The 19,741-nt window shown below is 61.3% G+C and carries 24 protein-coding genes and 1 tRNA gene; 12 read left to right on the top strand and 13 right to left on the bottom strand.

Annotation, left to right across the window (positions count from 1 at the left end; genetic code table 11):
• The first annotated feature begins 3 nt into the window (after positions 1–3).
• On the top strand, positions 4–393 hold the full coding sequence (locus tag QQJ86_RS05970; RefSeq protein WP_284319999.1) for a VOC family protein: 390 nt from the start codon (positions 4–6) through the stop codon (positions 391–393).
• Between the two features lie 40 nt (positions 394–433).
• Here QQJ86_RS05970 and QQJ86_RS05965 read toward each other — a convergent pair whose 3' ends face one another.
• The gene (locus tag QQJ86_RS05965) at positions 434–1,237 is read right to left on the bottom strand and encodes an inositol monophosphatase family protein (RefSeq protein ID WP_284319998.1); all 804 of its coding nucleotides are present in this window, start codon (positions 1,235–1,237) and stop codon (positions 434–436) included.
• Positions 1,238–1,370: 133 nt separating this feature from the next.
• Here QQJ86_RS05965 and QQJ86_RS05960 point away from each other — a divergent pair, with 133 nt between their 5' ends.
• On the top strand, positions 1,371–2,141 hold the full coding sequence (locus QQJ86_RS05960; protein WP_423372899.1) for an RNA methyltransferase: 771 nt from the start codon (positions 1,371–1,373) through the stop codon (positions 2,139–2,141).
• Between the two features lie 158 nt (positions 2,142–2,299).
• On the opposite strand, the gene QQJ86_RS05955 is transcribed toward QQJ86_RS05960, so the two are convergent.
• Positions 2,300–3,625: a hemolysin family protein gene (locus tag QQJ86_RS05955; RefSeq protein ID WP_284319997.1), complete on the bottom strand. Its 1,326-nt coding sequence runs from the start codon at positions 3,623–3,625 to the stop codon at positions 2,300–2,302.
• 156 nt (positions 3,626–3,781) lie between these two features.
• Between QQJ86_RS05955 and QQJ86_RS05950 the strand changes: the two genes are divergently transcribed.
• A complete protein-coding gene (locus tag QQJ86_RS05950) occupies positions 3,782–4,411 on the top strand; it encodes a DUF47 domain-containing protein (RefSeq protein WP_284319996.1) in 630 nt (209 codons plus the stop codon).
• Between the two features lie 14 nt (positions 4,412–4,425).
• On the top strand, positions 4,426–5,550 hold the full coding sequence (locus QQJ86_RS05945) for an inorganic phosphate transporter (protein WP_284319995.1): 1,125 nt from the start codon (positions 4,426–4,428) through the stop codon (positions 5,548–5,550).
• 76 nt (positions 5,551–5,626) lie between these two features.
• On the opposite strand, the gene QQJ86_RS05940 is transcribed toward QQJ86_RS05945, so the two are convergent.
• Positions 5,627–6,031 carry a hypothetical protein gene (locus QQJ86_RS05940; RefSeq protein WP_284319994.1) on the bottom strand — a complete coding sequence of 135 codons (405 nt, stop codon included), beginning with the start codon at positions 6,029–6,031 and terminating at the stop codon, positions 5,627–5,629.
• 68 nt (positions 6,032–6,099) lie between these two features.
• Between QQJ86_RS05940 and QQJ86_RS05935 the strand changes: the two genes are divergently transcribed.
• Together QQJ86_RS05935 and recQ are read left to right on the top strand one after the other, a co-directional pair.
• On the top strand, positions 6,100–6,435 hold the full coding sequence (locus QQJ86_RS05935; protein ID WP_284319993.1) for an MGMT family protein: 336 nt from the start codon (positions 6,100–6,102) through the stop codon (positions 6,433–6,435).
• A 171-nt stretch (positions 6,436–6,606) separates the two neighbouring features.
• Positions 6,607–8,421 (top strand): DNA helicase RecQ, encoded by a 1,815-nt coding sequence (gene recQ, locus QQJ86_RS05930; RefSeq protein WP_284319992.1) that lies wholly within the window; start codon positions 6,607–6,609, stop codon positions 8,419–8,421.
• Positions 8,422–8,441: 20 nt separating this feature from the next.
• Here the strand turns inward: recQ and QQJ86_RS05925 are convergent, their stop codons facing one another.
• From QQJ86_RS05925 to QQJ86_RS05915, 3 genes are all read right to left on the bottom strand, one after another.
• Entirely contained in the window at positions 8,442–8,852 is a 411-nt protein-coding gene (locus QQJ86_RS05925; RefSeq protein ID WP_284319991.1) for a hypothetical protein, read from the bottom strand.
• A gap of 59 nt (positions 8,853–8,911) precedes the next feature.
• A complete protein-coding gene (locus tag QQJ86_RS05920) occupies positions 8,912–9,238 on the bottom strand; it encodes an MliC family protein (RefSeq protein WP_284319990.1) in 327 nt (108 codons plus the stop codon).
• Between the two features lie 286 nt (positions 9,239–9,524).
• Positions 9,525–9,917, bottom strand: a complete 393-nt coding sequence (locus tag QQJ86_RS05915; RefSeq protein ID WP_284319989.1) for a thioredoxin family protein — start codon at positions 9,915–9,917, stop codon at positions 9,525–9,527.
• A gap of 158 nt (positions 9,918–10,075) precedes the next feature.
• On the opposite strand from QQJ86_RS05915, the gene QQJ86_RS05910 reads away from it, so the two are divergent.
• A complete protein-coding gene (locus QQJ86_RS05910) occupies positions 10,076–10,801 on the top strand; it encodes a cytochrome c biogenesis CcdA family protein (RefSeq protein ID WP_284319988.1) in 726 nt (241 codons plus the stop codon).
• A gap of 14 nt (positions 10,802–10,815) precedes the next feature.
• Here the strand turns inward: QQJ86_RS05910 and QQJ86_RS05905 are convergent, their stop codons facing one another.
• From QQJ86_RS05905 to ftsY, 7 genes are all read right to left on the bottom strand, one after another.
• Positions 10,816–11,238 (bottom strand): PepSY domain-containing protein, encoded by a 423-nt coding sequence (locus tag QQJ86_RS05905; RefSeq protein ID WP_284319987.1) that lies wholly within the window; start codon positions 11,236–11,238, stop codon positions 10,816–10,818.
• Between the two features lie 237 nt (positions 11,239–11,475).
• Positions 11,476–11,868 (bottom strand): carboxypeptidase-like regulatory domain-containing protein, encoded by a 393-nt coding sequence (locus QQJ86_RS05900; protein WP_284319986.1) that lies wholly within the window; start codon positions 11,866–11,868, stop codon positions 11,476–11,478.
• Positions 11,869–12,210: 342 nt separating this feature from the next.
• Positions 12,211–12,286, bottom strand: a tRNA-Phe gene (locus QQJ86_RS05895).
• Between the two features lie 57 nt (positions 12,287–12,343).
• Positions 12,344–12,622, bottom strand: coding sequence for an oxidative damage protection protein (locus QQJ86_RS05890; RefSeq protein ID WP_284319985.1), 279 nt, complete (start codon positions 12,620–12,622; stop codon positions 12,344–12,346).
• 23 nt (positions 12,623–12,645) lie between these two features.
• Positions 12,646–13,695, bottom strand: coding sequence for an A/G-specific adenine glycosylase (mutY, locus tag QQJ86_RS05885; RefSeq protein WP_284319984.1), 1,050 nt, complete (start codon positions 13,693–13,695; stop codon positions 12,646–12,648).
• Positions 13,692–14,774 carry an AsmA family protein gene (locus QQJ86_RS05880; RefSeq protein WP_345782809.1) on the bottom strand — a complete coding sequence of 361 codons (1,083 nt, stop codon included), beginning with the start codon at positions 14,772–14,774 and terminating at the stop codon, positions 13,692–13,694. Before QQJ86_RS05880 ends, mutY begins: the two co-directional genes overlap by 4 nt.
• Complete coding sequence (gene ftsY / locus QQJ86_RS05875) at positions 14,771–15,841, bottom strand: signal recognition particle-docking protein FtsY (protein ID WP_284319983.1); 1,071 nt, start codon at positions 15,839–15,841, stop codon at positions 14,771–14,773. The genes QQJ86_RS05880 and ftsY overlap by 4 nt, the downstream gene beginning before the upstream one ends.
• A gap of 74 nt (positions 15,842–15,915) precedes the next feature.
• Here ftsY and rsmD point away from each other — a divergent pair, with 74 nt between their 5' ends.
• The 5 genes from rsmD to ggt all read left to right on the top strand — a co-directional run bounded on the left by rsmD (position 15,916) and on the right by ggt (position 19,675).
• Positions 15,916–16,491, top strand: a complete 576-nt coding sequence (rsmD, locus tag QQJ86_RS05870) for a 16S rRNA (guanine(966)-N(2))-methyltransferase RsmD (RefSeq protein WP_284319982.1) — start codon at positions 15,916–15,918, stop codon at positions 16,489–16,491.
• A gap of 28 nt (positions 16,492–16,519) precedes the next feature.
• Positions 16,520–17,053, top strand: coding sequence for a pantetheine-phosphate adenylyltransferase (coaD, locus tag QQJ86_RS05865; RefSeq protein ID WP_284319981.1), 534 nt, complete (start codon positions 16,520–16,522; stop codon positions 17,051–17,053).
• Positions 17,046–17,552, top strand: a complete 507-nt coding sequence (locus QQJ86_RS05860; RefSeq protein ID WP_284319980.1) for a type 1 periplasmic-binding domain-containing protein — start codon at positions 17,046–17,048, stop codon at positions 17,550–17,552. Before coaD ends, QQJ86_RS05860 begins: the two co-directional genes overlap by 8 nt.
• 156 nt (positions 17,553–17,708) lie before the next feature.
• A complete protein-coding gene (locus QQJ86_RS05855; RefSeq protein WP_284319979.1) occupies positions 17,709–17,963 on the top strand; it encodes a YfhL family 4Fe-4S dicluster ferredoxin in 255 nt (84 codons plus the stop codon).
• Positions 17,960–19,675, top strand: a complete 1,716-nt coding sequence (gene ggt / locus QQJ86_RS05850) for a gamma-glutamyltransferase (RefSeq protein WP_284319978.1) — start codon at positions 17,960–17,962, stop codon at positions 19,673–19,675. Before QQJ86_RS05855 ends, ggt begins: the two co-directional genes overlap by 4 nt.
• Positions 19,676–19,741 lie beyond the last annotated feature (66 nt).

The following is a 19,741-nucleotide window of genomic DNA, read 5'->3' as shown; positions in this document are numbered from 1 at the left end:
TGCATGCGTATCGAACATCTCGCGTTGTGGACCACGGACATCGATCGCTGTGTGCAGTTCTACACGACGTATTTCGATGCCGCTGCGGGCGACCGGTATGTCAACGCGGCCAAGGGTTTTGAATCCTGCTTTCTCAGGTTTTCCGATGGTGCGCGCTTGGAAGTGATGCGCACGACGACGCTTTCGCCCACGGTGCTCCCGCAAGGTGCGCAACGCATGGGCTTGACGCATTTCGCGATGTCGGTGGGATCGGAGCAGAAAGTGGATGCGTTGACGCAACGCCTGAAGGACGACGGCTATTCGCTGCTCGACGGGCCGCGGCGCACCGGCGATGGGTATTACGAAAGCGTGGTGCTGGATCCGGATGGGAATCGGATTGAGATTACGGTGTGAGCGGTAGGCTGGGGGTTGCACCCAACCTACTGTTGACGCATTAAGCCCTCAGCAACGCTGGCGTTGCCTGCGCACTGATCGCTTCGAGCATCGCCTTCGTCACATGTACGTTGCCGGCGACGATGTTGCCGCTCTCGGGAATGCCATCCCGGCCCGCGAAGTCGCAATACTTGCCGCCCGCTTCGCGCACCAGCAGCACGCCCGCGGCCATGTCCCAGGGCTTCAAGCCGATTTCGAAGAAGCCGTCATAGCGGCCGGCGGCCGTGTAAGCGAGATCGAGCGCAGCGGAGCCGGAGCGGCGGATGTCTTCGGCTTGCGAAAGCAGCGAGCGTGTCATCGCCAGCTGGGACTCGAGATGCGCGCGCTGGCGGTAGGGAAACCCGGTGGCGATCATGGCGCCGGCGAGGTTTTCGCGCTTGCTGACGCGGATACGACGGTCGTTGAGATAGGCGCCGTCGCCCTTGCTGGCGGTGAACAGTTCGTCGCGCAGCGGATCGAACACCACTGCATACACCGGCTCGCCCTTGTCGAGCAGGGCGATGGATACGCTGAAATGCGGAATGCCGCGGAGATAGTTGTGCGTGCCATCCAGTGGATCGATCACCCACACTTGCGGGCTCTTGCCGATGGCGCCGCCTTCCTCGGCGAGGATGGCGTGAGTGGGGTAGGCGCGGCGCAGTTCTTTGACGATCTCGGCCTCAGCCAGCCGATCGACCTCGGACGCAAAGTCCATGCGTTGCTTCTCAACGACGTTGAGGCCGTCGATGCGGTTCATGTAACGCAGGATCACGTTACCGGCGGAGCGCGCGGCGCGTACCGCGACGTTGACGGCGGGTCTGGTCATGGCTTTGGCTTGGCAAAAGAACGGGTTAGCGACCGGCAATAATAGCAGAGCGGGCGATGTGGGGCGAGGGACGAGCCACCGGGGTCGCCCCCTGCGCCTGCTCCTCGACTATCCTTGCCAGCCCGAAAACCCGATGTCCCACCGCATGACCGCCATCGATCTTCCCAACCGCTTCCGCTTTGTCCTCGTCCGTACCTCCCACCCGGGGAACATCGGCAGTGCGGCGCGGGCGATGCGCACCATGGGCTTTACTCGCATGGATCTGGTCGCACCGCAGCGCTTTCCGGATCGCGAGGTATCGGCGATGGCGGCGGGTGCGGACGATGTCCTTGACGGCGCTGGTGTGCACGCGGGGCTGGTGGATGCCTTGGCCAGTACCAGCGTGGCCTTCGGTCTTTCGGCACGCCGCCGAGGCGTGAACTTGCCGGAACTGACCCCGCGTGAAGCCGCAGCCCAGGCGCTGGCGGCAGCGGAACGTGGCGAGCAGGTGGCGCTGGTGTTCGGCAACGAACGCACGGGTTTGGAAAACGAAGAGTTGGCGCGCTGCCACGCGATGGTGCGTATCCCCAGCGTGGACGATTTCAGTTCGCTCAATCTCGCGCAGGCAGTGCAGGTGATGGCTTACGAGTTACGCGTAGCCTTGCTCGGCGAGAAGATGCCCGCGCCGCCACCGCTGCACGATGAGCTGCCGGCAGACGCGTCGCAGATGGAACGCTTCTACGAACATCTGTCGCAAACGCTGGACGATATTGATTTCCACAAGGGCCGCTCACCGACCATGATCATGCTGCGACTACGCAAGCTGTTTCAGCGCACGCAGATGGATGAGCGCGAGTTGCGCATGCTGCACGGGATTTTGGCGGATGCGCAGCGGATGGCGAAGTTGGCGAGCGAGAAGAAGTAAGTGTGTTATTCCCTCTCCCCTCCGGGGAGAGGGTTAGGGTGAGGGGCAATCTTGCGTTGCAGGTAGATCAAGGCATCGCTTCGTTTGAAAAAGGCAGGGGCAAGCCATGTCCCCTCACCTCGATCCTCTCCCCGTAGGGGAGAGGATGAAAAGCAAGCTCACTGCTCGTCGTCGCCCAGCTCAATCCGCGGCGCCGGCGTCACCAGCAACTTGTCGATACGCGCGCCATCCAGATCCACCACTTCGAAACGGATGCCGCGCCAGGCGAACACTTCGCCGGTCTGCGGAATATGGCCGAGCGCGGCCATCACCATGCCAGCGGCGGTGCGGAAATCGTGTTCGTCTTCGCCGGGCAGTTGATCCAAATGCAGCAGCTCGCGGAGGTCGTCGGTGGAGATGGCGCCGTCGATCAACCAGCTACCGTCCTCGCGCTGCACGATCGGTGAGTTTTCTTCACCGCCGCTACCGTGGCCGAGCTGGCTGGCGCCGACCACGGCGGCAAGCAGATCGTTGAGCGTCACCACGCCGTCGATATCGCCATACTCGTCCACCACTAGTGCCATCGGCGTTTCGGCGTCGCGGAATTCTTCCAATAGATCCAGGGCACGCGCGGTGGCGGGCACGTATAGCGGTTTTGCCAACGTGCGGAACAGGTCGAGTTTGCCCAGGGTGATGTCACCGAGCAGGGTTTTCACTTCCATCACGCCAAGCACGTCGCTTTCATCGTCGCGGTAGACGGGGTAGCGCGAGTAGGAGTTGTGTCGCAATACCTCGAGGTTTTCTTCCAGCGGCGCGTTAACGTCCAGCCAGGCGATACGTGTGCGCGGGGACATCACGCTATCCACTGTGCGATCGCCCAAGCGCAGCACGCGGTTGACCATGGCCTGCTCGTCGGCGTCGAGCACGCCTTGCTCGGTGCTCTCAGCCACCAGCAGGCGGATTTCTTCTTCTGTCGCGGCGCTGTCGCCACGATCCTGCACGCGCATCAGCTTCAGCAACACGCTGCTGGAGCGGTTGAGCATCCACACGAACGGGGCGGTGGCGCGTGAAAGCACCAGCATGGGCACGCCGACGATGCTCGACACTTTCTCCGGCGCGGACAGCGCCAGGCGTTTGGGCACCAGCTCACCGACCACGATCTGGATGAACGAGATCACCATGAAGCCCAGCACGATGCCGATCACTCGCGTGTAAGGCGCCAGCCAGGCGATGCTGCCGTCGTGCAGCATGGTGCCGATCTGCGTGCCGATGGCGTCTCCGGCTACTGCGCCGGTGATCAACATCACCAGGGTGATGCCCACCTGCACGGTGGAAAGGAAATGCTCTGGCGCCTCGGCGTGCTTGAGCGCGATCTGGGCGCGGCGGCTGGTGCGGGCCATCTGCTTGAGCCGGCTCTTGCGTGAGGCGACCAGCGCCATTTCCGAAAGCGCGAAGAAACCGTTGCAAAGGGCGAGGAGGAGGACGAGCGCGATTGTGGCTAGCATCGCGACAGGGCATCAGGTGCGGGCATGTGAGCAGTGTAAGGCACGGCGAGCCGTCTTAGACACGGTCCCGTCAGGCCCGGGTGGTGCGGCGCGGCAGGGGCGTCCTGTAACATTCGCGAAATATTTGTCTTTTTTTCTGCTTCCAGGCCCCCAAGCATGTTTTCTCTCCAGACGATTTTCGGCAAAGGCGATAAGTTCTACGGGCTCCTGGAGCAGAGCGCTGAGGCGGCTCGTGAAAGCGCCAAAGCCCTGCATGAGCTGGTCAGCCAGCCCGACCATGCGCCGGTGATGGCTGCCTTCGCTGCCACCCGTTCGCGCGAAAAGGCGTTGGCTGCTCAAATCAGCGAAGAACTCGTGAACACCTTTGTCACGGCGCTGGACCGCGAGGACATCGAGGCGCTCAACTCCTCGCTGTACAAAATTCCGAAAAGCGTGGAGAAGTTCGCCGAACGCTACGAGATCGTCGCCAGCCGCCTGCAGGGCGTGGATTTCAGCCAGCGCACCCTGGTGCTGACGCGCGCCACCGACGTGGTGGCCGAGATGATCGGCGAACTGCGCCGCGGCCTGCGCATCGATCCGGTGAAAAAATTGCAGGATCGCCTGCAGACACTGGAATCGGAGGGCGATCGCATGCTGCTTGCGCCGTATCGCACGCTTTATCTTGAAAGCAACGACGCCATGCGTGCGATGTTGGCGAAAGATCTGTTCGAGCTGATCGAGAAGGCCATCGACAAGTGCCGTGACGTCGGCAACACCGTTTATTCCATCGTGTTGAAGAACTCCTGAGGCCGGGTGCACGCATGAGCCTTGGCCTCGTCGTTGCGGTCGTGCTGATCGCGCTTATCTTCACTTACATCAACGGCTTTCACGACACCGCCAACTCGATTGCCACGGTTGTCGCCACCAAGGTGTTGTCACCCGGGCAGGCAGTGCTGTTGGCAGCCGTCACCAACCTGGTCGGCGCCATGTGGGGCACGGCGGTGGCCGCCACCATCGCGGCCGGCATCGTCAACACCGGCGTGGTGCACGCTGGGCCTGAGTTGCTGATCTGCGCGCTGCTGGCAGCCATTGTCTGGAACCTGATCACCTGGTGGCTGGGTCTGCCTTCCAGTTCCAGTCACGCGCTGGTGGGGGCGCTGATTGGTGCGGCTATTGCCGAATCCGGCGGGCGCCTCGCTGCAGTGATCTGGGCGCAGGGTGGCGCGCACTGGTGGGAAGGCAAGGGTGTGTTACCGAAGGTGGTGATGCCGATGGTGGTGTCGCCGGTGATGGGCTTTGTGCTCGGTTTTGTACTGATGGGTGGCTTGTACGGCCTGCTCGCCTGGTTCGCGACGCGCAAGAGCGTTCTGCGTCATCTGGGACGCACGCCGTTCGTGAACAGCTTCTTCGGCAAAGTGCAGATCCTTTCAGCCAGCGCGATGGGTCTGGCGCACGGCATGAACGATGCCCAGAAGAGCATGGGCATCATCGCGCTGGCGTTGGCTAGCGCTACGGCAGCCGGTCGCTTCGACAACTTGCCGGAATGGCTGTCGTTCCTGCGTATCCATGAATCCACGGCGGGTGGCTTTGCCGTGCCGCATTGGGTGGCGGCGGTGTGTGCGCTCACCATGGCCGGCGGTACGGCGGGTGGTGGTTGGCGCATCATCAAGACGCTCGGTCACAAGATGGTGAAGCTGCATCCGATCAATGGCTTCGCGGCGGAGGGCAGTTCTGCGATGGTGATTCTCTTCGCCTCGATGTTCGGTCTGCCCGTATCGACCACGCACGTGGTGTCGTCCTCGATCATGGGCGTGGGCTCAGCCAAGCGCTTCAATGCCATCCGCTGGTCGGTGGTGGAACGCATGGTGTGGGCGTGGATTCTCACCTTGCCCGTGACGGCGTTGATCGCGTACGGGTTTGTGCAACTGGCACGGCAGTTCGGGTGAGTCACCGTTGGGGGTGCAGACCCCAACATTGCCATGCACGCAAGAATCCCGATGGTGGGATTTTCACCCCAACCAACTAGAAGCTATCCCCACTATCCACGATCAACTGTTCCAGCTCATCGCCTAGCGAGCCCAGTTCCGTGATCAGCCGCATCAGTTCCTGCCCATTCACCAGCTCGTATGGCCGGTTCTCGCATAAGTGCAGGTAAGGGGAGCCATCCAGATCCGTCACCGCCAGGAAGCCGACACGCTGCTCCCAATTGAAACGCAGGCAGCGCTTGGGATCGGCGCCCGACAGCGGGCCGATCGGCGTGGAGATACGAAGGTAACGGCGGCCGTTCTCATCTTCCAGTTCGGCCAGGTACATGCCCTGGTGACGGCCATGCGGCAGCGTCATATCGAAACTGATCACATACGGATCGTTTCGCCGCAAGGTGTGCAGGCTGCCAATCAGCGAACGGACGGCTTCGAAGTGATGCATGCGGCTATCCGAATCGAAAGCGGACCGCTGCTACTCTGCCACGAGCTTCGTGAAGGTGCACGCTTGTCGTGAAACAGGAATATTTCAAGGTTTTTGAAGCCATCGCAGCCATCCCGCCCGGTCGCGTGGCCAGCTATGGCGCTATCGCGGCACGCGCAGGCTTGCCGGGTCGCGCACGGTTGGTGGGCCGCCTGCTGGGCGAGGTGCCTGATGGCATGAAGCTGCCGTGGTTTCGCGTGCTGCGCTCCAGCGGCCAAATCGCCATGCCACCCGGCAGTCGCGGTTTTCGTGAGCAATGCCGCCTGTTGCGCGCGGAAGGTGTAGAGGTGAAGAACGGTCGCGTGCCGCTGGCGCGTTTTGGGCTGGATGCGGATGTGGATCGGGAACTGTGGGGGCTGCCTTAGGCTGGCTGAGAAGTACGGTCGAAGCGCCTGTCACTTTGGCGAGGCAAGTCCCTCCCTTCTCAACGGGATTACATAACTCGAAGGTCAGGCGCGAAAGAAATAAGCTTGGCCGCCAGGTTATCCCTCACCCCAACCCTCTCACCGTAGGCGAGAGGGCGAAAAACAAGAAACATGTCCGCCACGCCCCTCCATATTCTCCAAAGCATCTTCGGCTACGCCCATTTTCGCGGTCACCAGCAGGCCATCGTCGAGCACGTGGCTGAGGGTGGCGATGCATTGGTGCTGATGCCGACCGGCGGCGGCAAGTCGCTGTGCTATCAGATTCCGGCGCTGCTGCGGCAAGGCACCGGCATCGTGGTATCGCCCCTGATCGCGTTGATGCACGATCAGGTAGACGCATTGCGCGAAGCGGGCGTGGCGGCTGCGTATCTCAACTCCAGTCTCGATGCGCAGGAACAGCGCGAGGTGGAGCGCAAGCTTTCGGCAGGCGAGCTGAATCTGCTGTATGTGGCACCGGAACGCCTGCTCACCACGCGTTTCCTGGAATGGCTCGATCGCGCGGAAGTGGCGCTGTTCGCCATCGACGAAGCGCATTGCGTATCGCAATGGGGCCACGATTTCCGGCCGGAATACCGAGAACTGACGATCCTGCATCAGCGCTATCCGAACGTGCCGCGCATCGCGCTCACGGCTACCGCTGATCCACGCACGCGTGAGGAAATCGTCGAGCGGCTGGCGCTGCAGGATGCGCGTCAGTTCCTTTCCAGCTTCGATCGCCCCAACATCCGCTATGGCGTGACGCAACGTCACAATCCTCGCAGCCAGCTGCTGGGTTTTCTCGATGGGCATCGCGGCGATGCCGGCATCATCTACTGCCTCAGCCGCCGCAAGGTGGATGAAACGGCCGCCTGGCTGGCCGAAGGCGGCATCGAGGCGTTGCCGTACCACGCCGGCCTGGATGCGGCGACACGCATGGCGAACCAGCAACGTTTCTTGCGTGAGGATGGCGTCGTGATGGTGGCGACGGTTGCGTTCGGCATGGGCATCGACAAACCCGACGTGCGCTTTGTTGCGCATCTGGATCTGCCGCGCAGTATGGAAGGCTATTATCAAGAAACCGGCCGCGCCGGGCGCGATGGGTTGCCCGCCGATGCATGGATGATCTACGGCTTGTCAGACGTGGTAACGATGAGCCAGATGATTGCGCAGTCCGAATCGGGCGACGAGCGTAAGCGTGTCGAGCGTTCGAAACTGGATTCGTTGCTCAGCTACGCCGAGGCAACACAATGTCGGCGCGAGATGCTGCTTGCTGCATTCGGCGAAACACTTCCCGGACCATGCGGCAACTGCGACAACTGCCTTGAGCCACCTAAAACTTGGAACGCCACCGTTCCCGCACAGAAAGCTTTGTCGGCGGTGTATCGCAGCGGCCAGCGTTTCGGCGCGGGGCATGTGATCGACATCTTGCGTGGCGTCGACAACGAGCGCATGAGCCAACTCGGACACGATCGTCTGAGCACCTTCGGCATCGGCGCGGACATGGACGAAAAGCAGTGGCGCTCGGTGTTCCGCCAGTTGCTTGCGGCTGGTTTGTTAGCAACGGATGCAGAAGGTTTTGGAACCTTGCGACTCACCGTTGCCAGCCGCGACGTGCTGACATCCAAGCGTGAAGTGCACATGCGCGAGGAAACACGACCAGCACGCCGCGCGTCGCGTCGTCGCGACAGTCAGTTGATCACCGGCGCCAGCTTGGGTATCGAAGCCTACGAACAACCCATGTGGGAAGCGCTGCGCGCCTTGCGTTCACAGCTCGCCAAGCAACACGGTGTACCTGCGTACGTGATCTTTCACGACGCTACGTTGTTGGCGATGCTGCGTGCGATGCCGGCGAATGAAGAAGAGCTCGCATCGATCAGCGGCGTGGGCGAAGCGAAGCTCAAGCGCTATGGCCGCGATTTTCTGGACGTGATCAACGCGCAGGAGTGAAGTGTGAAGGCTGTGACCGATCATCCATGATCAGTCACGCCACGGCTTGGCCGACCCTGCGCGCGGCGCGAGCGACGTACGCGCGGTTGCGATGGATCGATGCCAGTAACCCTGAAACCATTGGTGGCGCGCGCCAACCGAGCGTGCGGCAGATAAGCAGCTTCGGCGACATAGCGCCACTGGCTCAACATCTGCGGCAGGCGCGCCTGCGGCCAGGCCAGGCGCAGCGCATCCAGCGCCGCTTCGGGCGAATCGTGCCGAGCCACTTCACGCGCCTCGATCAACGAACGCCAGCGATGCCCATGCTTGACGATGCGGAACATGCCCCGGCTGGAAGGAAATACGTACTGCGACACCACGGGAGGAACTCCGAATCCGATGGTGACAGCATCGCGCCGGGTGATGACGCGAGGATTATTTCCATGCGTCATTTCGATGTCGACGGATGACGGCTTCGTGATCGTCGTCTCGCTTCGTTAGAAAGATGTGATCAGTTGGCGTGGCAGGTCGTGCCGGGTGCGCCGGCGATGCTTTCCCCCGGCGCTAGCGGCGCCAGCGTGCCGTCGTGCATGCCTTTGGTCCACCATTGCCAGCCTTCGCCGGTGTAGCGGGTGCCGCTGCCGGAAAGAGCGACGTGCAGGGTGTGCGTTTTGCCCTGGAGCTCGATAACGGCGGCGTTCGTATCAGGGTACGTGGCTTGCACGTTTTGTCCATTGCTGCATGCGTAGTTCATCCATGCAGCGCGATCGATCGGTGTTGTCGTGCAACCCGTCATCATGAGTACCGCCGTGGCGGCAATGCTGTAACGCATAGACATGACGGATTCCCTCTCTAGGCGCACATATGCCTCAGCGTCATTCCGCCGAAGGCTCACTGGCATTCGGGGAAATTTGATGTCGCGTGCTCCCTCTCCCCTTTGGGGAGAGGGCTGGGCTGAGGGGTGAATCTCGCGCAATAGCAAGCTCTATGCAAGATTCAAAGGGCAAAACTTGCACGTGCTTGGCGAGTTTCCCGCAAGCCCAGCCCCTCACCCTAGCCCTCTCCCCGAAGGGGAGAGGGGACTGGTCTGCGGTGCGACGGAAATACCCGCTGTGCTGGGGCTTTCAATGCAAAGCCGATTCCGCCAACTTCTTGATCTGATCCGGATCCGTCACACCAACGAGTCGGCCGATTTCCTTGTTCCCGTCGAACGCAATCAACGTGCTTTGCTGCACGATGCCGAGTTCACGCTTTTCCGCGCTCTGTGAGTCGTAATCCAAGCGCAGAATCACCAGCTTCGCAAACGCCGGATCAGTAGCCATTGCATCGATCGTGGGCGCCTGCTTGCGGCAGATCGGGCACCAACTCGCATAAGCATCCACCAGTACCGGTTTGCCCGCAGCCTGGGCTGCCTTCAATGCCGCCGTAGTGAAGGGCTGAATGGGTTGGGCCAGCAGCGGCGCGGCATAAATCAGGCCAAGCAGTGCAATCAAGGAGAGTTTGCGAAAGAAAGACATGGCGAATCCTTCGGGTGAGTTCTCCTGGCTATTCGTTGCAAAAAAGCTGCCGGTTACAGCCGTAACCTCATGACACGAACGAGCGAAATAGGAGTGAAAATATCGGAGTCCGTCATGTCGTTCGCCACTTCACCGTTCATTCGCCCGAGGCTTGGATCATGAGCGGCAGTCTCAGCCCCATCGTTGCCTACGCCGCCGGCGCCTTGACCATCCTGTCGCCCTGCGTGCTTCCGTTGGTTCCTATTGTGCTCGGCAGTGCGGCACAGCGTCATCGCTGGGGGCCGCTGGCACTGGCATTAGGGTTGGTAGCGTCGTTTACGCTGACCGGCTTTCTTATCGCCACGGTGGGTGCGTCGATTGGTTTGAATACGGAGACGGTCCGGCTGTGGAGTGCGGTGTTGCTGCTGGTCGTAGGCATCGTACTCATCGTTCCGAGGTTGCAAGCGCAGTTCGAACATGCCGCCGGACCGCTCGCCAATTGGGCGGGTGAGCGTCAGGCGCGGCTGGAACGTTTCGGCCTAACTGGGCAGGCGGGTATTGGCGTACTGCTTGGCCTGGTGTGGAGTCCATGCGTCGGTCCCACATTGGGCGCTGCAACGGTACTGGCTGCGCAGGGCAAGGATCTCAGTCAGGTAGCGCTGGTGATGGCTGCGTTTGCGCTCGGCATTGCCAGCGTGTTGCTCGTTATGGCCTTGCTCGCGCAAAGCGTGTTAACGCGTTGGCGGAGCAAACTGATGAGCGCAGGTACGCGGGGCAGGCGAGTGCTTGGCGTGCTCATCGCACTGGTCGCCGTGTTGATCATCACCGGCACGGATCACCGCCTGGAGGCAATCATCATCGGCGTATTGCCGGATTGGGTGACGAATCTTACGACCTCGCTATGACGTAGTTGCGGTCATCAATTCGTACCGATGATCCGTCCCGACTGCGCATCGATCTGCAGCGAAACGCGTACGCCGGCGTTGTTCCTGGCGTTTGCTGTCCACACGCCATGACGGAAATCGACATCATGCACATGCGTGTAGCCTTCTGACGAAAGCATGGCGCGGACGTCCATTTCATTCATGCGCGACACTTGCTTGTTCGGATAGGCCTTGCCAGTGATCGGGTCTACGCGCAGCGTTACATGTGAGCCATCGCCGCTATGGGCGCGTGCTGTCCACACGCCGTCTCTGAAATCCACATCATGGATATCCGTGTATCCCTGCTGCGTGAGTTGTGCGATGACTTCTTGTTGAGTCAACGCATGCTCATCTTGCGCCATAGCCATGCCGGCACAGCCCAATGCCAATGCAATGGTCAATGAAGCGATCTTCTTCACGGAATTACCCTCGCTGCCGGTGAGTGTCCGCAGTCTTGGTCGCGCGTAATCAATCCGCGGTGAAGAAAAGATTAGCGGGGTAGGGAAATGTTCATGCTGCGCATCATGTGCTGTTCAGTGCATGCGCTATGAAGGAGCGATGGAGTGCGTTGCCGCGTTGATGCCGATCGTCGTCGCAAGCAAGTTTGCATTGCGACGACGCCGGGTCTGTCATCAGTGCTGTTAGTGATAGAGGTTTTAGCGGCTTTCGGAGGCTGCGCAATGATCGTTAGGGCAGGCGAAGTCGACTTCTGTGCCTCGACCTACGATCAGTGGAATATGCGTGCGTGCATCGACGGGTTGCCCGTCTTTCTCCAGCGTCACCGAGTAATCGCCTGCCGGTAGCGGATCGATCCTGTAGCGGCCATTTTTACCTACGATTTTGTGCCGTTGCAGACCCTCCGAGCTGTGCGCTGTCACGATTTCTCCTGCGGGGGCTTGGCCGAAGACGGAAGCGGTCGTCGACTGCGCATGCGCAGTCGGCGGAGATAGGGAGCTGACGATACCCAGCACCATGACGATGGCCGCGTTACGCACGGAAAGCGAATGACGTTGGCAGTTGCTGGTTTTGAAGCGTTGAATGCCGTACATGGAAACTCCTGTTTCACGAGTGACAATCGAGTTGCGCTGGCCGTCTGTGGCTCTGGTTGAGGGCCATCGGCTCACGCCATGCTTGCTGATAAGGCAATGCCGTTTTGTGCTTCCCCTGCATCGGCTGCTCGCGTTACCGCTCTCCCTGTGCGCTGGGCGAAGAGTTCCCAGCCGTGTTGGACCCATCCCCACTTGGGTCATTCGAAAGGTTGGATCGATTCCCTGTCCCGATCATTTGCCATGCATGGCTTCGCCGTCAAATGCCTGGCTTCGTTTCTGATCTATGCCGTATGCCGAAAACGAAAAAGCCCGCTCGATGAGCGGGCTTGATCAGGGAATACATGGTGGCCGGGGACGGAATCGAACCGCCGACACGGGGATTTTCAATCCCCTGCTCTACCAACTGAGCTACCCGGCCAGAGGGTAACCATGCGTTGCATGGAGCCGCTCATTAAATCGGATGAGCGGGTCTGCGTCAAGACTCCGCCTCGGGCGGCTTGTAGCCTTCGGGCTTTTTCGCCTCGCCGCCAAACAGGAATTTTTCCATTTCGCCGCCCAGGAACTGGCGCGCTTTGGGGTCGAGCGGATTGATGCGGTATTCGTTGATCAGCATGGTCTGGTGGGCCAACCATTGCTGCCACGCGGGCTTGGATATCTCCGCGAAGATGCGTTGGCCCAGCGGGCCGGGCCAGGGTGCGAAATCCAGGCCTTCGGCGTCGATGCCGAGCTTGGCGCAATGAATCGTACGGCTCATCGGAAATGTCTCGTGGTTAAGGATTACGGTGCAGCCGGTTCGGGCAGCGCCATCAACAGCGATCGTACGGGTGCGGGCAGGCCCAGCGCAGGCAAGTCGGCGATGGCGCACCAACGCAAGTCGGCATTATCGGCGATCGCGTGCGCGGGTGCCGCTGCATCGAACAGCAACGGTTGGATCTGCAGGCGATAGTGGCTGAAGACGTGCACGAAGGGCGTGAGCGGTTGTGCGTCGTCGATGCGCGCGTGGCGTTGCGCTTCGCGCCAAGCGTTGTCGGTGTCGTCGGCTTCCGGCAGGCTCCATAAGCCCGACCACACACCTTGCGCACCGCGGCGCTGCAGCAGCACTTGGCCGTCGGCATTGCGCAGGATCAGCATGATGGTGCTGCGCGAGGGAATCGCTTTGCCGGGCTTGGGTGTGGGTAGCTGCGCGGTGAGGTTGTCGTGGTGCGCTACGCAATCGCTCCGTACTGGACACATGGCGCATAACGGCCGAGTGCGTACGCAGAGTGTTGCGCCCAGATCCATGATGGCTTGCGTGTAGTCGGCAGCGCGTTCGGCCGGCGTATGTGCATCCGCATGCAGCCATAGCTGTTTTTCGATTTCGCGCTCGCCTGGATAACCTGCAATGCCGTGATAGCGCGTAAGCACGCGTTTCACGTTACCGTCGAGAATGGGAAAACGTAGCTCGTAGGCTTGTGCCAGGATCGCGCCCGCGGTGGAGCGGCCGATACCAGGCAGTGCTGCCAACGCATCGAATTCACGCGGCAGCTCGCCGTTGTGTTGTTCTATGCACACTTGCGCTGCTCGATGCAGAAAGCGCGCACGGCGGTAATAGCCAAGGCCGGACCACAGCGCGAGGACGGTGTCTTCGTCGGCGGCAGCCAGATCGTGCAGCGTTGGCAGTTGCGTCACGAAGCGCTGGAAATAGGGGATGACCGTGGCTACCTGCGTCTGCTGCAGCATGATTTCGGAAAGCCACACCCGATAGGCATCGCGTGGATGTTTCCACGGCAGATCGTGACGGCCGTGGCGATCGAACCAGTCGAGCAGGGCGGAGGCGAAAGGAGTCACTGCAGTTTAGATGCGGCAGATTTAGCAGGCGGCGCGGTGCTTTCCGCAGTTGCAGGCACCGCATCGCCGGTCTGCACACTCAATCCTTCGATGTGAATCTTGCCAACGTCGAGTTTGGCCATGTCGATCTGCCCGTTGCCGGGTGGCACGGACAGCATGGGACCCTGCGGATTCCCCAACTGATCCCACCACTGCGCGAGCGCGAGCGGCGGCAGGTCGAGGTCGATGTGATTGTCAGAACCGAGCAGCTTCAGATGCAGCAGCAATGGTTTGTCTTGTGCGGCGGGGTTGAGCGTGACTGCGGCGTCGTAATCGCCTGCGTCCGCGAGATGGAATTTGCCTTGCAGTTGCATGGACGCATTGGCCGCGCCCATCCAGTGCGCATGACCGTTCAAACGCAGTGTGGTGGCACTGCTGTCGGTAACGTTGATGTTGATGTCATCCAGCCGCAATACGCCGTTGGCGATGTTCGGTACGCCGGAAAACTGCCATTGCAGCGGTGTACCGTCGGTTTCCTTGGCGGACAGGTTCACCCAGAACGCCTGGCCTGGCGCAAGACGGCCGGTGTCGAGCGACACGTTGCTCAACCATTCGCTGTTGTTCTGCACCACGCTGCCGTTGCGTATGCGTACGCCGGTGGCGATGCGCGGAATTTCATCCGGCACGGCGGCCGATTGTGGCGGCAAGTGCATCAACCAGGATTGCAGCGCATCCAGATCTACGCGTGGCGAGTTGATCTGCATGCGCGAGATAACAACCTGACGGCCGAACAGCGCATGCCATGGCAACACCAGTCGGCCGTTTGCAGCGAGCAGGATCGGCATGGCGTTTGGACCCGCATCGCTCGCTACGAGCGTGATGCCTTCCAATTGCAAGGCGGGACGCGGAAACAAGGTAGGGCTGGCAGGGCTCGATAGCGTAAGCCGCAAGCTTGCCTGGCTCGCTTGCTCCTTCAGCATCGCTGTGAAGCGATCAGGTTGCAGCAGCAGATAGAGCGCCACCAGCACGACCAGCACGATGGCGCCAGCCAGGCTGGCCAACGCAATCAGCAGGAGTCGCAGCGGACGCGGGATCGTCATGCCCGTGCGAAGTCGGCGGGAAGCAGCCCGTCGACATAGGCTTCCGCATCGAATACGCGCAGATCGGTGGCGGTTTCACCCAGACCAACGAACCGGATCGGCAAGCCGAACTCGCGTGCCAGCGCGAACACCACGCCGCCTTTGGCGGTGCCATCGAGTTTGGTCACCACCAGACCGGTCACGCCGACGATCTGGCGGAACTGGCGCACTTGGTTCACTGCGTTCTGGCCTACGGTGCCATCGATCACCATCAGCACCTCGTGCGGTGCTTCCGCGTCGAGCTTCTTCAGCACGCGTGCGATCTTGCCCAGTTCATCCATCAGGCCGCCTTGCGTATGCAGGCGGCCGGCTGTGTCGGCGATCAGCACATCGGCGTTGCGCGAACGCGCGGCTTGCAGCGCGTCAAATATCACGCTGGCGGCATCTGCATCCTGGCCTTGCGAAATCACCGGCACCTGGTTGCGCTCGCCCCAGGTCTTGAGCTGTTCCACCGCAGCAGCGCGGAAGGTGTCGCCGGCAGCCAGCAGCACCTGGTGATGTTCATCGCGCCAACGGCGAGCCAGTTTGCCGATCGTGGTGGTCTTGCCGGCGCCGTTGATGCCAACGGTAAGCACGACGAACGGCTTGTGGCCGTTAATGTCCAGCGGCTTCTGCACGGGTTTGAGCAGTGTGATCAGTTCCTGCCGCAAAGCCTGCAGCAAGGCGCCCGCATCGGCGAACTCACGCTTGTGCATGCGCTTGCGCAGGTTCTCCACCAGCGAGGTGCTGGCTTCGATGCCGACGTCGGCGGTGATCAGCGTGGTTTCCAGTTCGTCCAGCAGGCTGTCGTCCAGCTTGGGATGGCGGGAGAACAGCGAGTTGAGTCCGCGCGCGAACGTGCTTCCGGAAAGGCGCTCGCGCCAACTGCGCTTGGTCGGTGCTTCGGCGACGGTCGGTTCGGGAGGTGGAGTGACTTCCGGTACCGACGCCCGTTCAGGCATTTCCGTTTGCGCGGGTACCTGATCGGCTGCTTCTTCGTTTTCCCCCGACCCTTGGTCGGTGGGCTTCTTTTTCCAGAACTTGAGCATGAAGGGCTAGCTTCGAAGACAATGCCGAACATGCTAACACCCCGACCCGTACTGTCCGCTGAGGGCGCCTGCGCATGAAGGCCATACCCGGACGAATCCGTATTATCGGCGGCAATCTGCGCAATTCGCGCTTGAACGTGCCCGATCTTCCCGGCTTGCGGCCTACGCCCGAGCGCGTGCGCGAAACCCTGTTCAACTGGCTGGCGCCGACCATCGCAGGTGTGCGAGCGCTCGACCTTTGCGCCGGTACCGGCGCGCTCGGCCTTGAGGCGCTCTCGCGCGGCGCGAGCACGGTGCAATTCGTGGAGCCGGAACGTGCGGCGGCCGATGCGCTGCGCGGCAACCTGGCCCGGCTGAAAGCGCAAGGCGGGGAAGTGTCGTCGAACGATGCCGCGCATTTCCTGCGTGGCGCACCGCAGCCATTCGGGCTGGTGTTTCTCGATCCGCCGTTTGCCGCGCAGCTTTGGGCTTCACTGGCTCATCAATTGGAGCAGGGTGGCTGGCTTGCCAAGACAGCGCAGATTTATGTCGAATCACCACGCGGAGCGGAGCTGGCTTTGCCGTCAAACTGGATGCTGCATCGCGAAGGGCATGCGGGCGAGGTGCGCTACGCGCTCTATCGCCGCCTTCAAGACGTTCCGTTAAGCTAGTGCCTTCTTTGTCCGCCCATTCCTCTACGTGAACCAGCCGCCGGTCAATAAACGCCTCGCCGTCTATCCGGGCACTTTCGACCCGATCACCAATGGCCATGCGGATCTCGTCGCACGCGCAGCGCCCTTATTCGAACGAATTGTGGTGGCCGTGGCCGAGAGCTCGAACAAGGGCCCCGGCTTTTCGCTGCAGGAGCGCATCACGCTGGCGCGGCTGGCGCTGGCGGACCTGCCCAATGTGGAAGTACGCGGCTTCGATTGCCTCCTCGCCCAACTGGTGAGTGAGCTTGGCGCCGGCGTGATCATCCGCGGACTGCGCGCTGTGTCGGATTTCGAGTACGAATTCCAGCTGGCGAGCATGAATCGCCATCTCATTCCGCAGGCCGAGACGTTATTCTTGACGCCGGCCGAGCAGTACAGCTTCATTTCTTCCTCGCTGGTACGCGAGATCGGTCGCCTGGGTGGCGACATTACCGGTTTCGTGCATCCTGCGGTCCAACAAGCCATGCGGCAGCGCTGGCAAAAGAAGCAACCCGAAACCGAAGGGGATAACTATGCGTAAACTCACTCTCGTCGCCTCCGCCCTTGCATTGACCGGCTGCCTCGCTCTGTCTGCATGCAACAACCAGCAGCAGGACGGCCAGCAGCAGGCGCAGCAACAGCAGCAGGTGACCAAGCCCACCGATCCGAACGACAGCAAGGGCTGGAACGCCTACCTCGGTCAGATCATGCAGAAGAACATGCAGGGTATGTCGGCACCGCAGCCGTATGCCTACATGATCCCGGCCGGCGACAGCGACGACGCCAAGGACTCGCGTGATCGTCAGCTCAGCAACGTGCAGGACATCGTGGCCCGCGGCGTGCTGCCGGGCAACCTGCTGGCATTCGGCGGCCCGGATTCGGCCAAGACCGCCGATCTGGTCACCACCGCCTTCAAGGATGCCAAGCCTGGTTCCCTCAAGGGCGTGATCATCGTTGTGATCGGCGACAAGGCCGACGAACAGCGTGTAAACGACGTGCTGAAGCCGACGGACTCGACGATTCGCTACGTGCAGTTCTAAAGCTGTGTTATTCCACCCTCTCCCCCGTCTTTGATCAATAACGGGGGAGAGGCTGGGTGAGAGCAAGCTCCGTTGCCCTCACCGCAATCCCCTAGGCAGGCGATTCCGTTGCTGCTTCGCACAATCCCCCAGCCGGCCCATGTAAACTAATCCGGCATGTCTCTCAAGATCCTCGATACCTGCGTCAACTGCGACGTCTGCGAACCCGTCTGCCCCAACAAGGCGATTTCGCTCGGCGAGGAGTTCTACGTCATCGATCCCTCACTGTGCACCGAGTGTGTCGGCCATCACGATGAGCCGCAGTGCGTCGTCGTGTGTCCGGTGGAATGCATCATCATCGATCCCGCGCATACCGAAACGCGCGGACAGCTCGAAGACAAATACAAACACCTGATGGAGGCCAAGGGATGAAGCTTGCGTTGCGTTGGCACGTGTTTTTGATAGGTTTCTTGCTTGGTACCAGCGGCGCATTCGCAGCCGACAAACCTCAAACCTCCGCACCTTCCACGCAGCTTGCACAGCGTCCTGGCCATGCTGGTATCGCCAGCGCGAACACGCTCGCAACGGAAGCTGGACTGGAAGTCTTGGCCAAGGGTGGCAATGCGTTCGACGCAGCCGTCGCGGTGGCTTCCACGCTGTCGGTGGTAGAGCCGGAAAGTTCGGGCATCGGCGGCGGCTTCATGGCAACCATGTACATCGCTGCCGACAAGCGCAGCGTGTTCATCGACGCGCGCGAGACGGCGCCGGCGGCGGTCAATACCAAGGATTATCTCAACCCCGACGGCACGCCCAATCGCGATACCGCGTTGAAGGGTCCGTTGTCGGCCGGTATTCCCGGCGAGCCGGCGGGTCTGGCATGGCTGGCCAAGCACTATGGCAAGCTGCCGCTCACCGCTTCGTTGGCCCCGGCGATCCGCACCGCACGCGATGGCTTCAAGCCGGATAACCGCTTGCTCGGTTCCATCAATGAAGAGCAAAAGAACCTCGAGCGCTGGCCCGCTTCCGCGGGGAAATTCCTGCCTGGTGGCAAGGCGCCAGCAGCTGGTCAGGTTTGGAGCGATCCCGATCAGGCACACACGCTGGAATTGCTCGCCAAATACGGTGAGCCCGGCTTCTACAGCGGTGAAACCGCGCAGAAGCTGGTAAGCGCGGTACACGAAGCCGGCGGTAATTGGACGCTGAAGGATCTGGCAGCCTATCGCGTGAAGGAACGCGCGCCGCTCACGGTCGACTATCGCGGCTACAAGATCATTACCGCACCGCCGCCGTCTTCCGGTGGCGTAGCCATTGCGGAAATTCTCAACATTCTTTCCGGCTTCGATCTGAGCAAGCTCGACCAGGTGCATCGCGTGCATCTGGTGATCGAAGCGATGCGCCGCGCGTTCCGCGATCACAACGATTACCTTGGTGATCCGGATTTCGTGAAGATGCCGCTGAACATGCTGCTGTCGCCGTATTACGCCGACGGTTTGCGGCAAACCATCCTGCCGGACAAGGCCACGCCTTCATCGATGCTGGCGCCGTCGAACAGCGAAGATCCTGGGCAGCACACCACGCATTTCTCGATCATCGATGCCGACGGCAACATGGTGGCGATGACGTGCACCGTGAACTACGTGCTCGGCTCCACCTTCGTCGCGAAAGGCACGGGTGTGCTGCTCAACGATGAGATGGATGACTTCGCGCTGGTGGCGAACAAGCCGAATGTGTATGGCTTGCTGGGAAGCAAGGCGAATGCACCCGAGCCGGGCAAGCGCATGCTGTCATCGATGTCGCCGAGCATCGTGATCGGCGCTGATCGCACGGCGGTGATCGGGTCGCCCGGTGGCTCCACCATCATCACCCAGGTGCTGGAAGGCATACTCGCTTTCATCGATGGCGGCGACGCCCATCAGGTTGTTGCGTACAAGCGCTTCCATCATCAGTACATGCCGGACAGGGTCATGGTAGAACCCGGTGCCTTCGATGCCGCCACCAGCAGCGCGCTGACTCAGATGGGCCACACGCTCAAAGAGCGCGAGCCATGGGGCTTCATGAATGCGGTGATCTGGGATCGTCGTACCAACAAGCTGGATGCGGCGAGTGATCCGCGCAGGGAAGATGGTCTCGGTAAGGTGCAATGAGCGCCTGCTTCATCCTAAATGCATATTCCGTCATCCCAGCGAAAGCTGGGATCCAGTGCCTTTGAG

The sequence above is a fragment of the Dyella acidisoli genome (assembly GCF_030160295.1).
Lineage (GTDB): Bacteria > Pseudomonadota > Gammaproteobacteria > Xanthomonadales > Rhodanobacteraceae > Dyella_B > Dyella_B acidisoli.
The sequence above is the reverse complement of the archived record's forward strand: the minus strand, read 5'-3'. Positions and strand labels throughout refer to the sequence as shown.